Consider the following 16,622-nt stretch of genomic DNA (forward strand, 5'->3'; position numbering starts at 1 on the left):
CGTTTTGCCGACAGACTCACGCCTACTACAACATTAGACTGTCGTGACCTGTCTAGGAGTGCTGCATGGATATTTTCGGGATCGCGGTGTTGATCTTTCTGGTGACCGACCCGTTCGGCAATATCGCCATTTTTATCGCCGCGCTGAAGAACGTCGCGCCCAAGCGACGGCTGTGGGTGGCGGGGCGCGAGTTGCTCTGTGCCCTGGCCTTCCTCCTGCTGTTCCTTACCTTTGGTGACAAAGTACTCAGCGCCCTGGGTTTGTCGCGCGAGGCAACCGCGATTGCCGGCGGTATCATCCTGTTCGTGATTGCCATGCGCCTGATCTTTCCCGGACCACAGGGCGTGCTCGGCGATGTGCCGGATGGCGAGCCGATGCTGGTGCCGCTGGCCACCCCGGCGGTAGCCGGGCCCTCGGCCCTGGCGGTGTTGATGACCCTGCGCAATACCCACGAAGGGCCGCTCTGGGAGCTCTACCTGGCCGTCATCCTGGCGTGGGCGGCGACCGCCTTTATCTTGTTGCAGGCCGCGTTCCTGCAGCGTTTCCTCGGCCCTCGCGGGCTGACCGCAGTGGAGCGACTGATGGGTATGCTGTTGATCATGCTCAGCGTCGACATGCTGCTGGATAACCTGCAAAGCGTGTTGCATATCAGCCCATGAGAATCCTTTGCCTTGCCCTGTTGCTTTGCCTGCTCGCCGGTTGTGCCAGCGGTCCGCGTATCGACAGTCGTTACACGGCGATCGGCCAGAACAGCCGGGTGCAGTACATCGTCCTGCATTACACCTCGACCAATCTGTCGAACTCGTTGCGTCTGTTGACCGAGGAGGAGGTCAGTAGCCATTACCTGATCGGTGATACGCCGGCGACCATCTACCGCCTGGTCGATGAAAACCGCCGTGCCTGGCACGCCGGGGATAGCCAGTGGCAGGGGCGCACCTGGCTCAATGCCAGTACGATCGGCATCGAGCTGGTTAACCGTGGTTATTCCGACGGACCCAACGGGCGTCAATGGCAACCCTTTGCCCCGGCGCAGATCGAGGCGCTGGTCGAATTGCTCAAGGACATCATGCAGCGCCACCAGTTGGCGCCGGGCAGCATCCTCGCCCACAGTGACGTGGCGCCGCAGCGCAAGGTCGATCCGGGGCCGCTGTTCCCCTGGAAGCGCCTGGCCGATGCCGGTCTGCTGCCCTGGCCGGATGCCCGCGCCGTGGCGCAGCAACAGGCAGCGTTCAGCCAGAGCCTGCCCACGGTGGCCTGGTTTCAGCAGCAGCTGCAGCGCCAGGGCTATCTGGTGCCCGAGCATGGCGAGCTGGATAAGGCCACGCGCAATGTGCTGGCAGCCTTCCAGATGAAGTACCGCCCGGCGCGCTACGACGGTGAGCCGGATGCCGAGACGGCGGCGCTGCTGCTGGTTTTGGGGCGCCCTGCACGCTAGCTCGATCACCGCTCGTGGTCAGTGCTCAGCCATCCGCTGTCCCCTCCCCCTCCCCCTCTTCCTCTCCCTCTTGCGTTTGCGTGCCTGGACCGCGGCTGCTTGTCCGGCGCCATAAGCTCGCGCGCGCAGCGCCACAGCCTGCGACCGCCATGCATCGATTACCCCAGGCCGTTGCGAAAGGTGCGGGCAGGTACTGCTGGACAGAAATTGTATACAAAGAATAGGATGTTTATCGACATAGCTGTCTACAATCCGCATACAAGAATAACAGCGAGTACCCCAGCATGACGACTTCACCTGTTACGCCGTCTCCTGCGCCGCGCCCGGAAGACGAAAATCTTGGCCTCGGTGCCAACCTTGCCTATGGCTTGCAGCATGTGCTGACCATGTATGGCGGCATCGTTGCCGTGCCCCTGATCGTTGGTCAGGCCGCGGGCTTGTCGCCAGCGGATATCGGCCTGCTGATCGCCGCCTCGCTGTTCGCCGGAGGCCTGGCGACGCTGTTGCAAACCATCGGCCTGCCGTTCTTTGGCTGCCAGCTGCCACTGGTGCAGGGCGTTTCCTTCGCGGGTGTGGCGACCATGATCGCGATCATCGGTAGTGACGGCGCGGGTGGCATGCCCATGGTGCTCGGTGCGGTGATTGCGGCGGCCTTCATTGGCCTGCTGATCACCCCGATATTCTCGCGGATTACTCAGTTCTTTCCGCCGCTGGTCAATGGCATCGTCATCACCATCATCGGCCTCACCCTGATGCCGGTAGCGGCGCGTTGGGCGATGGGCGGCAACAGTCGCGCCGAGGATTTCGGCAGCATGGCCAATATCGGCCTTGCGGCGCTGACCCTTGCCACCGTGCTGCTCCTGAGCAAGCTCGGCAGCGCCAGCATCTCACGCCTGTCGATTCTGCTGGCCATGGTGATCGGTACCCTGGTTGCGGTGGCGCTGGGTATGGCGGATTTTTCCAGGGTTGGCGAAGGGCCGATTCTGGCTTTCCCGGCGCCATTCCATTTCGGCATGCCGACCTTTCAGGTTGCGGCGATCATTTCGATGCTGATCGTGATCATCGTTACCCTGGTGGAAACCTCGGCGGACATCCTCGCGGTCGGTGACATCATCGAGACCAAAGTGGATTCCAAGCGCCTGGGCAATGGCCTGCGCGCCGACATGATCTCCAGTATGTTTGCGCCGATCTTCGGCTCATTCACCCAGAGCGCGTTCGCCCAGAATGTCGGCCTGGTAGCCGTCACCGGGGTCAAGAGCCGCTACGTGGTGGCCACCAGTGGCCTGATTCTGGTGACCTTGGGTTTGCTGCCGGTCATGGGCCGTCTGGTTGCCGCAGTCCCCACCTCGGTATTGGGCGGTGCTGGCATCGTGCTGTTCGGTACGGTGGCCGCCAGCGGCATCCGCACCTTGTCCAAGGTCGACTACCGCAACAATATGAATCTGATCGTCGTGGCGACCTCAATCGGCTTCGGCATGATTCCCATCGCCGCGCCGACCTTCTACCACCAATTCCCGGCCTGGTTCGAAACCATCTTCCACTCCGGCATCAGCTCGGCGGCGATCATGGCGATCCTGCTGAACCTGGCGTTCAACCACTTCAAGGCCGGTAACTCGGACCAGCAATCGGTCTTCGCCGCAGCCAGCGAGCGCACCTTGCGCTACCAGGATGTCGCCGCGTTGAACGATGGTGACTACTTCAAGGGCGGCAAGTTATTCGACGCTGAGGGTCGGGAGGTCCCGCTGCTGGTGGCAAGTGCTCCGGCGAGCAGGTCAGGCGGCGGGCAAGCGTCGACAGTGGCAGCGGCAGCCGACAGCTAGGCCGGCGCTGATAAGCGTCAGCGCCAGCTTCAAGCCCGTCGCCAAGCGCCCAGCATCGTCTCGACAACGGTGGCCGCTTGGTCGTGACTGGGGATGATGGCGGGCATCCATCTGGCTCCTGTACCAGGCTCTGGCATCCGCCTGGACCGGCTGATGCCAGTAGTAAAGTGCAATCTGTGACGCCAAGGCTGCCGCTCAGAACGGCAGTTCCAGATAGAAGCGCGCGCCCTGTCTCGGCCGTGACTGCACGCCGATGCGCCCGCCGTGCAGTTGGGCGATCTCCTTGCACAGCGCCAGGCCGAGGCCGGCGCCACCGGTCTTGCGCCCGACCTGGACGAACGGCTCGAATATCCGCGCCTGCTGGCTGTAGGGAATGCCCTCGCCATCATCCTCGACGCTGACGATCAGCCGCTGGCCCTGGCGCCGCGCCTGCAGACGGACCTGCCCGTCGGCGTGGCTGTGGCGCAGGGCGTTGCCGAGCAGGTTGTCGAGGGCTCGTTCGATCTGCAGGCGATCCAGGTCGATCTCGGGCAGCGCGCCGCCGACCTCGACGCTCAGTGTGACCCGGTGTTCGGCGGCTTGGGCGGCGAAGCGCTGTTGCGCCTGCTGCAGCAGTTGTTCGAGGTCGCACGGGCGCCTGTCGAGCTGTTGCAGGCCATTCTGGTAGCGCGAGAAATTCAGCAGGTCGTTGATCAGGCGTACCAGGCGGTGCATCTCTTCGTCGATGGTGCGCAGCAGGTCGGTTTCACGGGCTTCGTCGCTGAAGTGCAGACGCTCCTGCAGCAGACCGAAGGCCATGTGCATGCCGGTCACCGGGGTGCGCAGCTCATGCGAGGCGCGCAGCACGAACTCGCTGCGCACGCGTTCGAAGGCGCGCTGCTTGGTGACGTCGTGGAGCACCATCACCGCGCCCTGGATATGCCCCGAGGCATGACTGACCGGGGTCAGGCTGTAAGCCAGCAGGCGGGTTTCACCGTCGGCTTCGATCTGCAGGTCCTCCAGCGCCTGCTCCAGGTGCTTGCCTTGCAGCACGCGTTGCAGCTGCTCATCCAGTTCAGGCTTGTGCAGGGCGTGGCCGAGGCTCTGACCGAGAGGCTGGTCGTGCCAGTCGAGCTGGCGCTGGGCGACGGGGTTGAAGTGTTCCAATAGGCCGTGGCGATCGAAAATCAACAAGCCGTCATCGATGCTGTCGAGCACCGCCTGCAGGCGGCGCTGCTCGGCCATCAGCGCGGCGATGTTGCTGTTCTTGAACTTCTGCACGGCCGCGGCCATCAGGCCGAAACGCCGGCTCAGGGTGGCCAGCTCGGCGGCCTGGGAGATGGGCAAAGACACCTGGAAATCACCCTGGCCGATCTGATCGGCGGCGCGCGCCAGGGCTTCGATCGGCTGACTGAAGCGCCGCGCGATGCTGTGCGCGGTGATGAAGCCAATGACCAGCACGGCCAGGCTGATCAGACCAAGTAGCCCGGTAATCAGCCAGGCACGTTCGCGCATCATTGCCTGGGCGCTGTGCATCTGCTCGACATAGCGCATCTGGATGGCATTGATACGGTCGCGCAGGACCCTCAGGGCGTGACCGAAATCGTCGTTGTTGAGTAGTTGGCGACGTACCGCCAGCGGCGTTTGCAGGAGGTCCTGGTAATGCGCATAGGCGCGGCCGATCTCAGCCACGGCCTGGCGGTCGCTGTCATCGATGGCGCCTGCGCTGGCCTTGCCGAGCCACTGCTGGAAGCGTGCGTCGGAGGTTTTCAAGGCATCGCGGTCGAGCTTGTCGGCAATCATCAGGATGACCTGGGTGCCCATCTCCTGACGCAGGCCGAGGGAGGCGTCGATGATGGCGAGGTTGCGGGTCATCGCTTGGTTCTGCCCTTTGCTCAGTTGCCACACGCTGAACATGCCGAGCAGTAGGCCGAACAGGGCGACGGTGATCAGCGCACTGCTGCTGAGGAACAGCTGACTGCGCAGTTTCATAGGTCGAGCAGCTTACGTTTGCGGTACAGGGTCGAGGCGTCGATACCGAGTGTCTTGGCCGCCTGTTCGAGGGTGCTGCTGGTGGCCAGTACCGCGGCGATGTGGGCTTTTTCCAGTTGCTCCAGGCTGAGCTCGGTACCGGCCCGCGGTGTGTCATTGCTCACGCTGGTGTGCAGGCCGAGGTGGTTGAGTTGCACCCGTTCTTCGGGGCAGATGATGCTGGCGCGTTCGATGACGTTGCGCAGCTCGCGGATGTTGCCCGGCCACGGGTAGTCGAGCAATGCGGTCCGCACTTCATCGCTGAAACCGCGGGCCGGACGCGCGTAGTCTTTGACGAAGCGGGCGAGAAAACGTTCGGCCAGATCGATGATGTCATCGGCCCGTTCGCGCAGTGGCGGTAGAGTGAGAGTGATGACGTTGAGGCGGTAGAGCAGGTCTTCGCGAAACAGCCCTTCGCCCACCATGTCCTGCAGGTCGTGGTTGGTCGCGGCGAGGATGCGCACATCGGCGCGCCTGCTCACCGGGTCGCCGACCCGCTCGTATTCCTTGTCCTGAATGAAGCGCAACAGCTTGGGTTGCAGGCTCAGCGGAAAATCGCCGATCTCATCCAGGAACAGGGTGCCGCCATCTGCCTGGTTGACCCGGCCGAGGGTGCTTTCGCTGGCGCCGGTGAAGGCGCCCCGGCTGTGGCCGAACAGTTCGCTCTCCATCAGTTCGGCGGAGAGTGACGGGCAGTTGATGGTCACGCAGGACTTCTTCGCACGCCGGCTCCAGCCATGGATGGCGCGTGCCAGCTCGCCCTTACCGGTGCCAGACTCGCCGAGGATGAGGATATTGGCGTCGGTATTCGCCACCTGTCGGGCGGTTTCCAGTACCGCCATCATCGTCGGGCTGTGCGAGTCGAGGTTGTCCTTGGCCTTATCTACCTGGCCTTCGAGGGCTTCCAGGCGCGCGGCCAGCTGGCGTACTTCCAGCTGTTTGGCGGCTGCCATGCGCAGTTGGTCCGGGCTGCAAGGCTTGACCAGGTAATCCGCCGCGCCGGCCTGCATGGCATCCACTGCGGTATCTACCGCGGAATGCGCGGTCACTATCACCACGCGCATCCACGGCGCCTGCACGCGCATCTGCGCCAGGACATCGAGGCCACTGTCATCGCCCAAGCGCAGGTCGAGGAAGCACAGGTCGAAGACCTGACGTTGCAACAAGGCATCGGCCTGGGCCGCACTGTTGGCCGTGGCCACCTGATAGCCCTGGTCCTCCAGGCAGTAGCGGAAGGTGCGCAAGATCGCGGACTCGTCATCGACCAGAAGGATGCGTCCGCTTTGCGTTTCTACTGCTTCCATGTGCGTGCTCCAGTGATTGAGTGTATGTAATTAGTCCGGAAACTTTCGTGCAAGTTGCACGGTGTGTCTGGGGCGATCTTGCAAGCTGCAAGCCTTAGGTTGTCAGTTTGAATAACTAAGTAATTGGTTTTAAAAGAGTTATTTATATTTAAAAGCTGGCACAGGGCTTGCAAATATCTATGCAACGGCTGCCATTGGCAGCGCGTATATGGATATGACTGGAGGAACCGCCATGAATCATTTCAAAACCCTCGCCTTGGCCACTGCAACTGCCAGCGTGATTGCCCTGACGCCCTTGACCACTTATGCGGCCGAAGGCGATATGAGCCGCGAGCTCAGGGAAGCACGTCAGGAGGGGTCAATTTGGACGGCTATCACCCTCAACCGTCATCTCAACCCGTTCACTATCGACGTCGATGTGGAGAACGGCAGCGCCAAGCTCACCGGTAGTGTCGAAACCGACGTTGAACGCGATCTAGCCGAACAGCTTGCGCTGGGTATCGACGGTGTAAAGAACGTCGACAACCAGCTGAAAGTCGATGCCAAGGCCGAGCGCAAAGGCGAGGGCGAATCGACCCTGGCGCAGCGTTTCGACGATGCCACCCTGGTCGCCACGGTGAAATCCAAATTGCTGTGGAACAGCAATACCGAAGGTCTGGACATTAATATTGCAGCCAAGAATGGTGAGGTCACCCTGACGGGTAGTGCACAAACCCCGGAGGCCAAGGAACTGGCCGCTCGCCTGGCCGCCAACACCAAGGGCGTGCGTGAGGTGCACAACAACCTCACCGTCAGCGCCGCCGACAGCGCCGCGGCCAAGACGCAGAACGCGACCGATGATGCCAGTGCGGCAATCAGCGATGCGTGGATCACCAGCAAGGTGAAATCCAGCTATCTCTACAGTCGCAACCTCGATGGTCTGGACATCTCGGTCGACACCAAGGGCGGCATGGTGAGCCTCAGCGGTAAGGTGCGGAGCAGCACTGAGAAGCAGCTGGCCATCGAGACCGCTCGCAACATCCGCGGCGTACGCGGTGTGGATGCCGACACCCTGCGCGTCGAAAGTTGATCAGCCGCTGGCCAGAAGTGGCCAGCGTTCCTTGCCCAGTGCCGTATGACGCGGCACTCAACCAATGGAGAAACTTCATGACTAGCAAGACAGCACAACTCAACGAGCTGATCGAAATCACCCGTGACGGTCAGCGCTTCTACGAGCACGCCCAGGAGACCGTCGAGGATGTACGTCTGCAAGCGGTGTTCCGCGATATGCAGCAGGCCAAGACCCAGGTGATACAGGCGCTGGGCGTTAAAGTCGCGGCCAACCATGAGACGCCGGCCACCGGTGGCACCCTGCTGGGCAAGATGCGTCAGGTTTATGCCGATACTCGCGCGACCCTGTCCAGCGAGGAAGAGGCGACCTACGTGGCCCAGTTGGAAGAAGCCGAGGATCGCATCCTGCACGCCTTCGAGGATGCCCTGGAGTGTGCTGAGCCGGACGTCAAGGCTCTGCTTGCGGTGGAGATGCCGAAGGTACGAGCCTGTCACGAGCGCATGCGCGCGCTCAAGCAAAGCATGCAGTAACAACGGTGTATGGAGTGGAGCAGGGGCGTTCCGCTCGCCCGTGGGCCCACGGTCTTGTGCAAACGCCCGAGGGCAGCTGGGCGATTGTGTGGGCAGTCGGTTAATGCATCATGATTTATTTTTAACTTGTTGATTTATATATTTTTATTTTTATCGAGTGACCTTCAGGCTGCAATGAATAAGGCAGAAAAGGCCAGCAAAGCAAGGATCAGAAAGAGCTTGAGGATGAACCACCGTCACTTGCCTTACCCTTTGTTGGCTAAGGGACTGCTGGCCAGCGCAGCACTGTTGTTGCTGCTGATCGGCGAGCAAGGGCTGGATGCCAAGCCGACGACGCAGGCGGCGCAATGGCGTCGTCTGCCGACAGAGCAAGTACTGAGTGTGCCGCCGGCTGCACCGGTGCAACCGGTGAGTCGGGTCCGTCAGTTACCGCTCGGGGAACGACAAAGGTTGCAACGCAGTTGGGTGTTCTAAATACAGTCGCAACCGCTAGCAGGTGTGCTTGTCAGGTTGGCGCTGCAGCAGGACGTGATAAGGGCAGTGTGATGCCACTTCGGATTTACCTGATACACCGCAATATCCAGAAAACTGAAGGAGAATCATTATGTTAAGTTGGGCCATAACCTTTCTGATCATCGCCATTGTTGCCGCTGTGCTGGGCTTCGGTGGTATCGCAGGCACCGCCACTGGCATCGCGAAGATTCTGTTCGTGGTGTTCCTGGTGTTGTTTGTCGTGTCCTTCATCATGGGTCGCCGGCGCGGCTGAGGAGCGTCGATGCCGTTACTCAAGACGCTCGCTGCTGCCGTTGCTAGGCGGCAGCGTGGCGGCTGGAGTCGGCGACAAGAACACCGATGCCCACCGACTGAGCAAGCCTGATGCACGGACAGCCGATCCTCAAGGAACCGCTGAACAACGAACGAATGAGTAGTGAACGCCGAGTGGAGCCGCCGCGCAGCTGAGCGCGACAATGGCCACGAGCGCCGGTCTGGGCGCTAGCGATTGATCGAGTCATGCATCGGCTGCTGTTGCCTTGTCCATCCCACGGCCGTTCATTATCGAGTCGGGCTGCCTACTCCCTCCCTCCTTCACACGGGCCATTACAGGCGCGTTATCATCCGCGCATCGATCGGGGTGGATGATGCTGAACGGCTTGTGGCTGGGATTTTTCGTGGTGGCGGCAGTGGCGGGTTTGTCGCGCTGGTTGCTGGGTGACGATCCGGCGGTATTCGCCGCCATGGTCGAGAGCCTGTTCGCCATGGCCAAGCTGGCGGTCGAGGTGATGGTGGTGCTGTTTGGCACCCTGACCCTGTGGCTGGGCTTTCTGCGTATCGCCGAGAGGGCCGGCCTGGTCGACCTCCTGGGTCGTGCGCTGGGACCGTTGTTTGCGCGGTTGATGCCCGAGGTACCGCGCGGTCATCCGGCGCTGGGCTTCATCACCCTCAACTTCGCCGCCAACGGCCTCGGTCTGGACAACGCCGCCACGCCGATCGGCCTGAAAGCCATGCGCGCGCTGCAGGAGCTGAACCCGAGCAAGGTGGTGGCGAGCAACGCGCAGATCCTCTTTCTGGTGCTCAACACCTCCTCCCTGACCCTGCTGCCGGTGTCGATCTTCATGTACCGGGTGCAACAGGGCGCCGACGACCCGACCCTGGTGTTCCTGCCGATCCTCCTGGCCACCAGCGCCTCGACCCTGGCCGGCCTGCTGGCGGTGGCCCTGATGCAGCGTCTGCGCCTGTGGGATCCGGTGGTGCTGGCCTACCTGATTCCCGGTGCACTGCTGCTCGGCGGCTTCATGGCGCTGCTTGCCGGGCTCTCGGCCACGGCGCTGGCGGCACTGTCCTCGCTGCTCGGCAACCTCACCCTGTTCGGCCTGATCCTGCTGTTCCTGCTGGTCGGTGCGCTGCGCCGGGTGCCGGTCTACGAGAGCTTCATCGAAGGCGCCAAGGAAGGCTTCGACGTGGCCAAGAGCTTGTTGCCCTACCTGGTCGCCATGCTCTGCGCGATTGGTGTATTGCGCGCCTCCGGCGCCCTGGATTTTGGCCTGGATGGCGTGCGCGCGGCGGTGCAGTGGCTGGGCTGGGACACCCGTTTTATCGATGCCCTGCCCACCGCGCTGATGAAGCCGTTCTCCGGCAGCGCGGCGCGGGCCATGCTGATCGAGACCATGCAAAGCTTTGGCGTGGACAGCTTTCCCGCCTTGTTGGCGGCGACGGTACAGGGCAGTACCGAGACCACCTTCTATGTGCTGGCGGTGTATTTCGGCGCGGTGGGCATCCAGCGCGCCCGGCATGCCGTGGCTTGTGCGCTGTTCGCCGATCTGGCCGGGATTCTCGCCGCCATCGGCGTGTGCTACTGGTTCTTCGGTTGAAGCGGTGTTTCGGCTTCGCCGCTCGGGTCGGGAGCCGGGGCGCCAGCTGACTCCAGCACCCGGAAGCGCAACACGCCAATCATCTGCCCGGCCTCGGTGAGCACCTGGATCTGCCAGTGGCCAAGCGCGTCCTTCGGGAAATTCTGCTTATGGGTCCAGGCGCGGTAGCCTTCCTTGCGCCCTCCGGAAATATCCAGAGCGATGCGTTCGACTTCCTCGCCGTTGCGCCGCCAGACATGGTAGATGCGCTCGTTCAGGCCCCGTGGCGCATTGATCGCGGTGTAGGCGAACAGCCCCTGGGCACGCAATTGGGCGACGCCGAGCTGCTTGATTCCAGCGCCTGGCGAGCGGTTGCTGTCGTTGAATTCCTGGCTCACCGCCACCTCGGTCAGCCACAGGGTGGCTGGTGGCACCCAGACCCGGGCCAGCCAACCGGTCGCACCCAGCGCCAGGATCAAGCCGACCAGCAGCACGCCGCGCCACCAGCGCTTTACGGTGATGACCCCGGTCAGGCTGGGAACCGACAGGATCACCGCGGTGGCCAATGCCAACTTATAGCTCTGCGGGGTGGTCAGCTTGAAGATGATCGGCAAGGCGGTGAGCATGACCGCAAACAGCGTTAGGGTGTGATAGGCGAGGAACAGCCAGCGCCGCGGCGCCAGCCACTTGTAATACAGCGGGTCGATGATCGAGACCAGCGCCGCCAGCGCCAGCACGCCGCTGAACAGCACCTGGCCGCTGTTCCAGGTGGTGGTGATGAAGAAGAATGGCAAGACGAAGAACAGGCTTTCCTGGTGGATCATCTGGGTCGCGTAGCGCAGCAGCGGTGGCGGCAACTCGAAGCCGAACCAGCGGGCGATTTGCGCGCGCAGGATGTTCTCCAGAATCAGCCACAGCCAGCTGACCAGCATCACCGTGGCCAGCACCTGGGCCAGTTGGGCCTGGCGCTCGACCAGCAGAAAGCTCGCCAGGCCCGAGGCAAAACCGAAGATCGCCACCAGCCCGGGGTGGCGCTGGATCAGGGCGATCAGGCGGAACAACTGGGTTTTTCCGCGCGCGAGTAGGGTCAAGGGCAGGCTCATGGCAGTGGTCGGCGAATAGTCGAGGATACTCCTTGTGCCCGCCGCCTGTGTCCAGAGCCGCCTGCCGGTCTTCAGTGGTTTCGCGTGCTCGGCGCGGGACCGCGCGCGGTCTGGCTACAGTCGCTCAGGTTGCCTCGTACTGCGCACCCTGGCACCTGGCCATGGCGTCATTACGGGACACGGCTGGCGCACTTCGGCTCGGGCAGGATCACGAGCAGGTGGGCCTTCCCGACGGCCACTCCCTACGCATTGCGGCGGTGGATCATGGCCGGTTGCTCGACACGGCAGGCGCCGCTACAGACTCGCTTACCCTCTAAAAGCGCATTGCTCCGTGCAAATTTTGCCCGAACGGTTAGACTTTCTCGCTTCTGGCCGCAACCCACGAGGTCGCGCGGCTTAACAACAAGCAGAAAAGGAGCACTCCCATGAAAGGCAAATCCCTGGCATGGGTCCTGTCGGCTGCGCTTGCGGGTATCACCCTGAGCGGCGCGGCACAGGCCGAAGAAAAATTCATCACCATCGGTACCGGCGGTCAGACCGGGGTTTACTACGTCGCCGGCCAATCGATCTGCCGCTTCGTCAACCGTGGCGAGCACGACATCAAGTGCAACGCCCCGGCCAGCGGTGGTGGCGTGGCCAACGTCAATGGCCTGCGCAGCGGCGAGTTCAACTTCGGCATCATGCAGTCGGATCACCAGTTCAAGGCACTCAATGGCGTGGCGCCGTTCGAGGCTGAAGGCGCGATGGGCGACATGCGTGCGTTGTTCTCCTTGCAGAGCGAAGTCTTCACCGTTCTCGCTCGCCGCGATGCCAAGATCAGCAGTTTCGACGACCTCAAGGGCAAGCGCGTCAACGTCGGCAACCCGGGTTCCGGGCAGCGCGACACCCTCGATGAAATCATGCAGATCAAGGGTTGGGACAAGTCGGTGTTCGCCCTGTCCGCCGAGTTGAAGCCCGCCGAGCAGGCCTCTGCCCTGGGTGACAACAACATCGACGCCATGACCTACTTCGTCGGCCACCCCAATGGCGCGATCCAGGAAGCCACCACCACCACCGATGCAGTGCTGGTGCCGGTGACGGGCGCTGAGATCGACAAGCTGTTGGCCGAGAAGAGCTACTACACCAAGGCCGAAATTCCGGGTGGCGTGTACAAGGGCAACGATGCGCCGACCCCGTCGATTGGCGGCAAGGCGGTACTTTCCACCACCACCAGTGCCGACCCGGAAGTGGTCTACCAGCTGGTCAAGTCGGTGTTCGACAACCTTGAGCGCTTCAAGCGCCTGCACCCGGCTTTCGCCGATCTCAAGGAAGCCGACATGATCAAGGCCGGCCTGACCGCGCCGCTGCATGACGGCGCCGTGCGTTATTACAAGGAACGTGGCTGGATGTAAGCCCCCGTCCGCCGCCTGGACTTATTGGGCTGCGGGCTACGGGCTACGGGCTACGCGAAATAGCCCGCTACCCTTAAGGTTGAAACAAGCCCGCGTGCTGTAAGGCTGCGGGCTTTGCCGTTCTCCGCTTTCTCGAATGCAGGTTGCAGCCCATGCATGACAAGCAACTTTTAACCGCAAAGCCGGCCAGCAAAGAGCTGTCTACCGAAGAGCTGATCGCCCAGGACGTCGGCGCACGCACCCCGGATGGCGTCATGGCCCAGGCGATCGCCGGCCTGGCGCTGCTCTGGTCGTTGTTCCAGTTGTGGATCGCCTCGCCGCTGCCGTTCCTCTTCAACTTCGGCGTGTTGAACAGCACCGAGACCCGCGCCATCCATCTGGCCTTTGCCCTGCTCCTGGCGTTTCTCGCCTTTCCGGCGTTCAAGCGCTCGCCGCGTGATCGCGTGCCGTTGCTGGATGTCGCCCTGGGACTGGTCGCCGCGGCCAGCGCGGCCTACCTGTTCATCTTCTACCAGGATCTGGCGCAGCGCCCCGGCATCCTGACCAGCGCCGACCTGGTGACCGCCTGTATCGGTATTCCGTTGCTGCTCGAAGCCACGCGGCGAGCACTCGGTCCGCCGTTGGCGATCATCGCCCTGATCTTTCTGCTCTACAGTCTGGCCGGGCCCTATATGCCGGGCCTGTTGTCGCACCGCGGAGTGAGTTTCACGGCCCTGGCCAATCACCAGTGGATCACCACCGAAGGGGTGTTCGGCATCGCCTTGGGCGTGTCCACCAGCTTCGTGTTCCTCTTCGTGCTGTTTGGCGCGTTGCTCGAGCGCGCCGGCGCTGGCCACTACTTCATCCAGTTGGCCTTCAGCCTGCTCGGGCATTATCGCGGTGGCCCGGCCAAAGCGGCGGTGGTGGCCTCGGGCATGACCGGGCTGATTTCCGGCTCCTCGATTGCCAACGTAGTGACCACCGGCACCTTCACCATCCCGATGATGAAGCGCACCGGCTTCTCCGCGGAGAAGGCCGGCGCGGTGGAAGTGGCCTCCTCGGTCAACGGCCAGATCATGCCGCCGGTGATGGGTGCCGCGGCCTTCCTGATGGTCGAGTACGTCGGCATTCCCTACGTCGATGTGGTCAAGCACGCCTTCCTGCCGGCGCTGATTTCCTATATCGCGCTGGTTTACATCGTCCACCTGGAGTCGCTCAAGCTCGGCCTCACCGCCCTGCCGCGCAACAGTCCGGCGCACCCCTGGCTGCGCCGCCTGACCGGTCTGGCCTTCGGTACGGCGCTGATCAGTGGGATTTCCCTGGGCGTCTACTACGGCCTCGGCTGGCTCAAGCCGGCCCTCGGCGAGGGCTTCAGCTGGGTCGTCGGCGTGCTGCTGGCGGCGCTCTATCTCGGCCTGCTGAAGATCGCCGCCAGTGTGCCGCCGCTGCCGGCGGAAGACCCCGACGCACCACTGGACAAGCTGCCCGAGACGCGCGCGGTACTGCTCAGCGGCCTGCACTTCCTGCTGCCGGTGGTGGTGCTGGTCTGGTGCCTGATGATCGAACAGCTGTCGCCCGGGCTGTCGGCCTTCTGGGGCAGCGTGATGCTGGTGTTCATCCTGCTCACCCAGCGCCCGCTGCTGAGCTGGCTGCGTACCGACGGCAGCCACGAGCACGGCAGCTTCATGGACGGCCTGGTCGACCTGCGCGAGGGCATGACCGCCGGGGCGCGCAACATGATCGGTATCGGCATTGCCACCGCCGCCGCCGGACTCATCGTCGGCGCGGTATCGCAGACCGGGGTCGGCCTGGTGCTGGCGGATGTGGTCGAGTTGTTGTCGATGGGCAACCTGCTGTTGATGCTGTTGCTCACAGCGCTGCTCAGCCTGATCCTCGGCATGGGCTTGCCGACCACCGCCAACTACATCGTGGTGTCCAGCCTGCTGGCGCCGGTGGTAGTCACCCTGGGGCAGCAGAATGGCCTGATCGTACCGCTGATCGCGGTGCACCTGTTCGTCTTCTACTTCGGCATCATGGCCGACGTCACCCCTCCGGTGGGCCTGGCCTCGTTCGCCGCGGCGGCGGTGTCCAAGGGCGATCCGATCAAGACCGGGCTGATGGCCTTCTACTACAGCCTGCGCACCGCGGCGCTGCCGTTCCTGTTCATCTTCAACACCGACCTGCTGCTGATCGACGTGGACTTCTGGCACGGCGTGCTGATCTTCATCGTCGCCACCGTCGCCATGCTGATTTTCGCCGCTGGCACCCAGGGCTACTTCCTGGTCAAGAGCCGCTGGCACGAGAGCCTGCTGTTGCTGCTGATCGCCTTCACCCTGTTCCGCCCGGGCTTCTGGATGGACATGCTCCACGACCCCTACCGCGATATTCCACCGGCGCAGCTGGTGCAGGCGCTGGGCGAGGTCGAGGCAGGCAGCCAGTTGCGCCTGCGCATCAAAGGCGAGGACGCGGTGGGCGATCCCCGCGAGTTCGCCCTGCTGCTGCCGGTGCCGGATGGCGAGACCGGTGAGCAACGCATGGCGAAACTCGGCCTGCTGACCTTTGAAGAAGACGGCAAGCTGCTGATCGACAGCGTCACCTTTGGCAGCCTGGCGGCCGAAGCGGGCCTGGAATTCGACCAGCAGATCCTCGTCGTACGCGCCCCGACCGAGCGCTGGCTGAAGGAGCTGATGTGGCTGCCAGGCTTGCTGCTGTTCGCCCTGGTGGTCTGGCTGCAGCGGCGGCGGCGGATGCCGAATGAGGTGTCGGTTGGGGCCTGATAGGGAAGGCGACTCAGTGTTCCTAGGTTCGCGTGCGCCTCGCCCTACTGCGCAACTTGTTGCGCAGTAGGCTGTGGATAAGCCTGTGGGTACTTCTCTGTAGGCCTTGCTGCCAATGGCCTGCAGGCCAGTGAGCAACTTGTTGCGCAGCACTGCGCAATAAGTTGCTCAACTTTCAGTGACTTACCGCACGTTATGACTAGTGTTGTCTTTATGGTCATGCCAACTGATTGGTTTGTATCGATTTTTTAAAATTGGCACGCAAATAGCTTTCTACTTGGCTCCCGGATCACTTTTGATCCCTGACCCAAGGCAAGGAAAGCACTCATGCCAACACCCGCGTATCTGTCCCTCGAAGGCACCAAGCAAGGCTTGATCACCGCCGGCACCTTCACCGAAGATTCGGTTGGTAACATCTTCCAGGAAGGTCATGAAGACCAGATTCTGGTTCAGGCCTTCAGCCACCAGGTAATCATCCCGCGCGATCCGCAGTCCGGTCAGCCGACTGGCCAGCGCGTGCACAAGCCGCTGATGATCACCAAGGTGTTCGACAAGTCCTCGCCGCTGATCTTCAACTCGCTGACCTCCGGCGAGCGCCTGAACAAGTGCCGCCTGGAGTGGTACCGCACGTCCTCCACCGGTACCCAGGAGCACTACTTCACCATCGAGCTGGAAGATGCCGTGATCGTCGACGTGCAGTCGCGCATGCCGAACTGCCAGGATCCGAACATGTCTCACTTCACCCACCTGGAAGACGTCTACTTCACCTACCGTAAAATCGTCTGGACCCACGAAGTCTCCGGCACTTCCGGTTCCGACGACTGGCGTACCCCGATCTCCGCCTGAGCATCGGCTGAGTTCGTGCATCACCGCA

General features: G+C 62.7%; 14 protein-coding genes. 11 read left to right on the plus strand and 3 right to left on the minus strand.

Annotated features, from left to right (window positions below; translation table 11 throughout):
• The first annotated feature begins 65 nt into the window (after nt 1–65).
• The 3 genes from B2D37_RS19100 (at nt 66) to B2D37_RS19110 (ending at nt 3,255) form a co-directional block, all read left to right on the plus strand.
• Entirely contained in the window at nt 66–659 is a 594-nt protein-coding gene (locus B2D37_RS19100; RefSeq protein ID WP_079204181.1) for a MarC family protein, read from the plus strand.
• Nucleotides 656–1,435, plus strand: a complete 780-nt coding sequence (locus tag B2D37_RS19105; RefSeq protein ID WP_079204182.1) for an N-acetylmuramoyl-L-alanine amidase — start codon at nt 656–658, stop codon at nt 1,433–1,435. Before B2D37_RS19100 ends, B2D37_RS19105 begins: the two co-directional genes overlap by 4 nt.
• Nucleotides 1,436–1,719: 284 nt before the next feature.
• Entirely contained in the window at nt 1,720–3,255 is a 1,536-nt protein-coding gene (locus tag B2D37_RS19110; protein ID WP_079204183.1) for a nucleobase:cation symporter-2 family protein, read from the plus strand.
• A 195-nt stretch (nt 3,256–3,450) separates the two neighbouring features.
• On the opposite strand, the gene B2D37_RS19115 is transcribed toward B2D37_RS19110, so the two are convergent.
• Both B2D37_RS19115 and algB read right to left on the minus strand, forming a co-directional pair.
• The gene (locus tag B2D37_RS19115; RefSeq protein WP_079204184.1) at nt 3,451–5,226 is read right to left on the minus strand and encodes a KinB sensor domain-containing domain; all 1,776 of its coding nucleotides are present in this window, start codon (nt 5,224–5,226) and stop codon (nt 3,451–3,453) included.
• Nucleotides 5,223–6,569, minus strand: a complete 1,347-nt coding sequence (gene algB, locus B2D37_RS19120) for a sigma-54-dependent response regulator transcription factor AlgB (RefSeq protein ID WP_079204185.1) — start codon at nt 6,567–6,569, stop codon at nt 5,223–5,225. Before algB ends, B2D37_RS19115 begins: the two co-directional genes overlap by 4 nt.
• Before the next feature lie 232 nt (nt 6,570–6,801).
• Here algB and B2D37_RS19125 point away from each other — a divergent pair, with 232 nt between their 5' ends.
• The 5 genes from B2D37_RS19125 to B2D37_RS19145 all read left to right on the plus strand — a co-directional run bounded on the left by B2D37_RS19125 (nt 6,802) and on the right by B2D37_RS19145 (nt 10,519).
• A complete protein-coding gene (locus B2D37_RS19125; RefSeq protein WP_079204186.1) occupies nt 6,802–7,638 on the plus strand; it encodes a BON domain-containing protein in 837 nt (278 codons plus the stop codon).
• Between the two features lie 77 nt (nt 7,639–7,715).
• On the plus strand, nt 7,716–8,150 hold the full coding sequence (locus B2D37_RS19130) for a PA2169 family four-helix-bundle protein (protein ID WP_079204188.1): 435 nt from the start codon (nt 7,716–7,718) through the stop codon (nt 8,148–8,150).
• 225 nt (nt 8,151–8,375) lie between these two features.
• Nucleotides 8,376–8,624, plus strand: coding sequence for a hypothetical protein (locus B2D37_RS19135; RefSeq protein WP_079204189.1), 249 nt, complete (start codon nt 8,376–8,378; stop codon nt 8,622–8,624).
• Between the two features lie 130 nt (nt 8,625–8,754).
• Nucleotides 8,755–8,916 (plus strand): DUF1328 domain-containing protein, encoded by a 162-nt coding sequence (locus B2D37_RS19140; protein WP_079204190.1) that lies wholly within the window; start codon nt 8,755–8,757, stop codon nt 8,914–8,916.
• A gap of 373 nt (nt 8,917–9,289) precedes the next feature.
• Nucleotides 9,290–10,519: a nucleoside recognition domain-containing protein gene (locus B2D37_RS19145; RefSeq protein ID WP_079205043.1), complete on the plus strand. Its 1,230-nt coding sequence runs from the start codon at nt 9,290–9,292 to the stop codon at nt 10,517–10,519.
• Here the strand turns inward: B2D37_RS19145 and B2D37_RS19150 are convergent.
• Nucleotides 10,501–11,601 carry a DUF5924 family protein gene (locus B2D37_RS19150; RefSeq protein ID WP_079204191.1) on the minus strand — a complete coding sequence of 367 codons (1,101 nt, stop codon included), beginning with the start codon at nt 11,599–11,601 and terminating at the stop codon, nt 10,501–10,503. The genes B2D37_RS19145 and B2D37_RS19150 overlap by 19 nt on opposite strands.
• A gap of 425 nt (nt 11,602–12,026) precedes the next feature.
• Between B2D37_RS19150 and B2D37_RS19155 the strand changes: the two genes are divergently transcribed.
• The 3 genes from B2D37_RS19155 to B2D37_RS19165 all read left to right on the plus strand — a co-directional run bounded on the left by B2D37_RS19155 (nt 12,027) and on the right by B2D37_RS19165 (nt 16,594).
• Nucleotides 12,027–12,992 carry a TAXI family TRAP transporter solute-binding subunit gene (locus tag B2D37_RS19155; protein ID WP_079204192.1) on the plus strand — a complete coding sequence of 322 codons (966 nt, stop codon included), beginning with the start codon at nt 12,027–12,029 and terminating at the stop codon, nt 12,990–12,992.
• Between the two features lie 152 nt (nt 12,993–13,144).
• On the plus strand, nt 13,145–15,748 hold the full coding sequence (locus B2D37_RS19160) for a TRAP transporter permease (RefSeq protein WP_079204193.1): 2,604 nt from the start codon (nt 13,145–13,147) through the stop codon (nt 15,746–15,748).
• 327 nt (nt 15,749–16,075) lie between these two features.
• The gene (locus tag B2D37_RS19165) at nt 16,076–16,594 is read left to right on the plus strand and encodes an Hcp family type VI secretion system effector (RefSeq protein ID WP_079204194.1); all 519 of its coding nucleotides are present in this window, start codon (nt 16,076–16,078) and stop codon (nt 16,592–16,594) included.
• The last annotated feature ends 28 nt before the right edge of the window (nt 16,595–16,622 follow it).

Source organism: Pseudomonas sp. CC6-YY-74 (genome assembly GCF_002025205.1).
Lineage (GTDB): Bacteria > Pseudomonadota > Gammaproteobacteria > Pseudomonadales > Pseudomonadaceae > Aquipseudomonas > Aquipseudomonas paeninsulae.

Coding starts and splice junctions, on each gene's coding strand:
- B2D37_RS19155 (WP_079204192.1), top strand. CDS start 12,027: ATGAAAGGCAAATCCCTGGCATGGGTCCTGTCGGCTGCGCTTGCGGGT.
- B2D37_RS19115 (WP_079204184.1), bottom strand. CDS start 5,226: ATGAAACTGCGCAGTCAGCTGTTCCTCAGCAGCAGTGCGCTGATCACC.
- B2D37_RS19125 (WP_079204186.1), top strand. CDS start 6,802: ATGAATCATTTCAAAACCCTCGCCTTGGCCACTGCAACTGCCAGCGTG.
- B2D37_RS19105 (WP_079204182.1), top strand. CDS start 656: ATGAGAATCCTTTGCCTTGCCCTGTTGCTTTGCCTGCTCGCCGGTTGT.
- algB (WP_079204185.1), bottom strand. CDS start 6,569: ATGGAAGCAGTAGAAACGCAAAGCGGACGCATCCTTCTGGTCGATGAC.
- B2D37_RS19150 (WP_079204191.1), bottom strand. CDS start 11,601: ATGAGCCTGCCCTTGACCCTACTCGCGCGCGGAAAAACCCAGTTGTTC.
- B2D37_RS19110 (WP_079204183.1), top strand. CDS start 1,720: ATGACGACTTCACCTGTTACGCCGTCTCCTGCGCCGCGCCCGGAAGAC.
- B2D37_RS19135 (WP_079204189.1), top strand. CDS start 8,376: ATGAACCACCGTCACTTGCCTTACCCTTTGTTGGCTAAGGGACTGCTG.
- B2D37_RS19145 (WP_079205043.1), top strand. CDS start 9,290: ATGCTGAACGGCTTGTGGCTGGGATTTTTCGTGGTGGCGGCAGTGGCG.
- B2D37_RS19140 (WP_079204190.1), top strand. CDS start 8,755: ATGTTAAGTTGGGCCATAACCTTTCTGATCATCGCCATTGTTGCCGCT.
- B2D37_RS19100 (WP_079204181.1), top strand. CDS start 66: ATGGATATTTTCGGGATCGCGGTGTTGATCTTTCTGGTGACCGACCCG.
- B2D37_RS19130 (WP_079204188.1), top strand. CDS start 7,716: ATGACTAGCAAGACAGCACAACTCAACGAGCTGATCGAAATCACCCGT.
- B2D37_RS19165 (WP_079204194.1), top strand. CDS start 16,076: ATGCCAACACCCGCGTATCTGTCCCTCGAAGGCACCAAGCAAGGCTTG.
- B2D37_RS19160 (WP_079204193.1), top strand. CDS start 13,145: ATGCATGACAAGCAACTTTTAACCGCAAAGCCGGCCAGCAAAGAGCTG.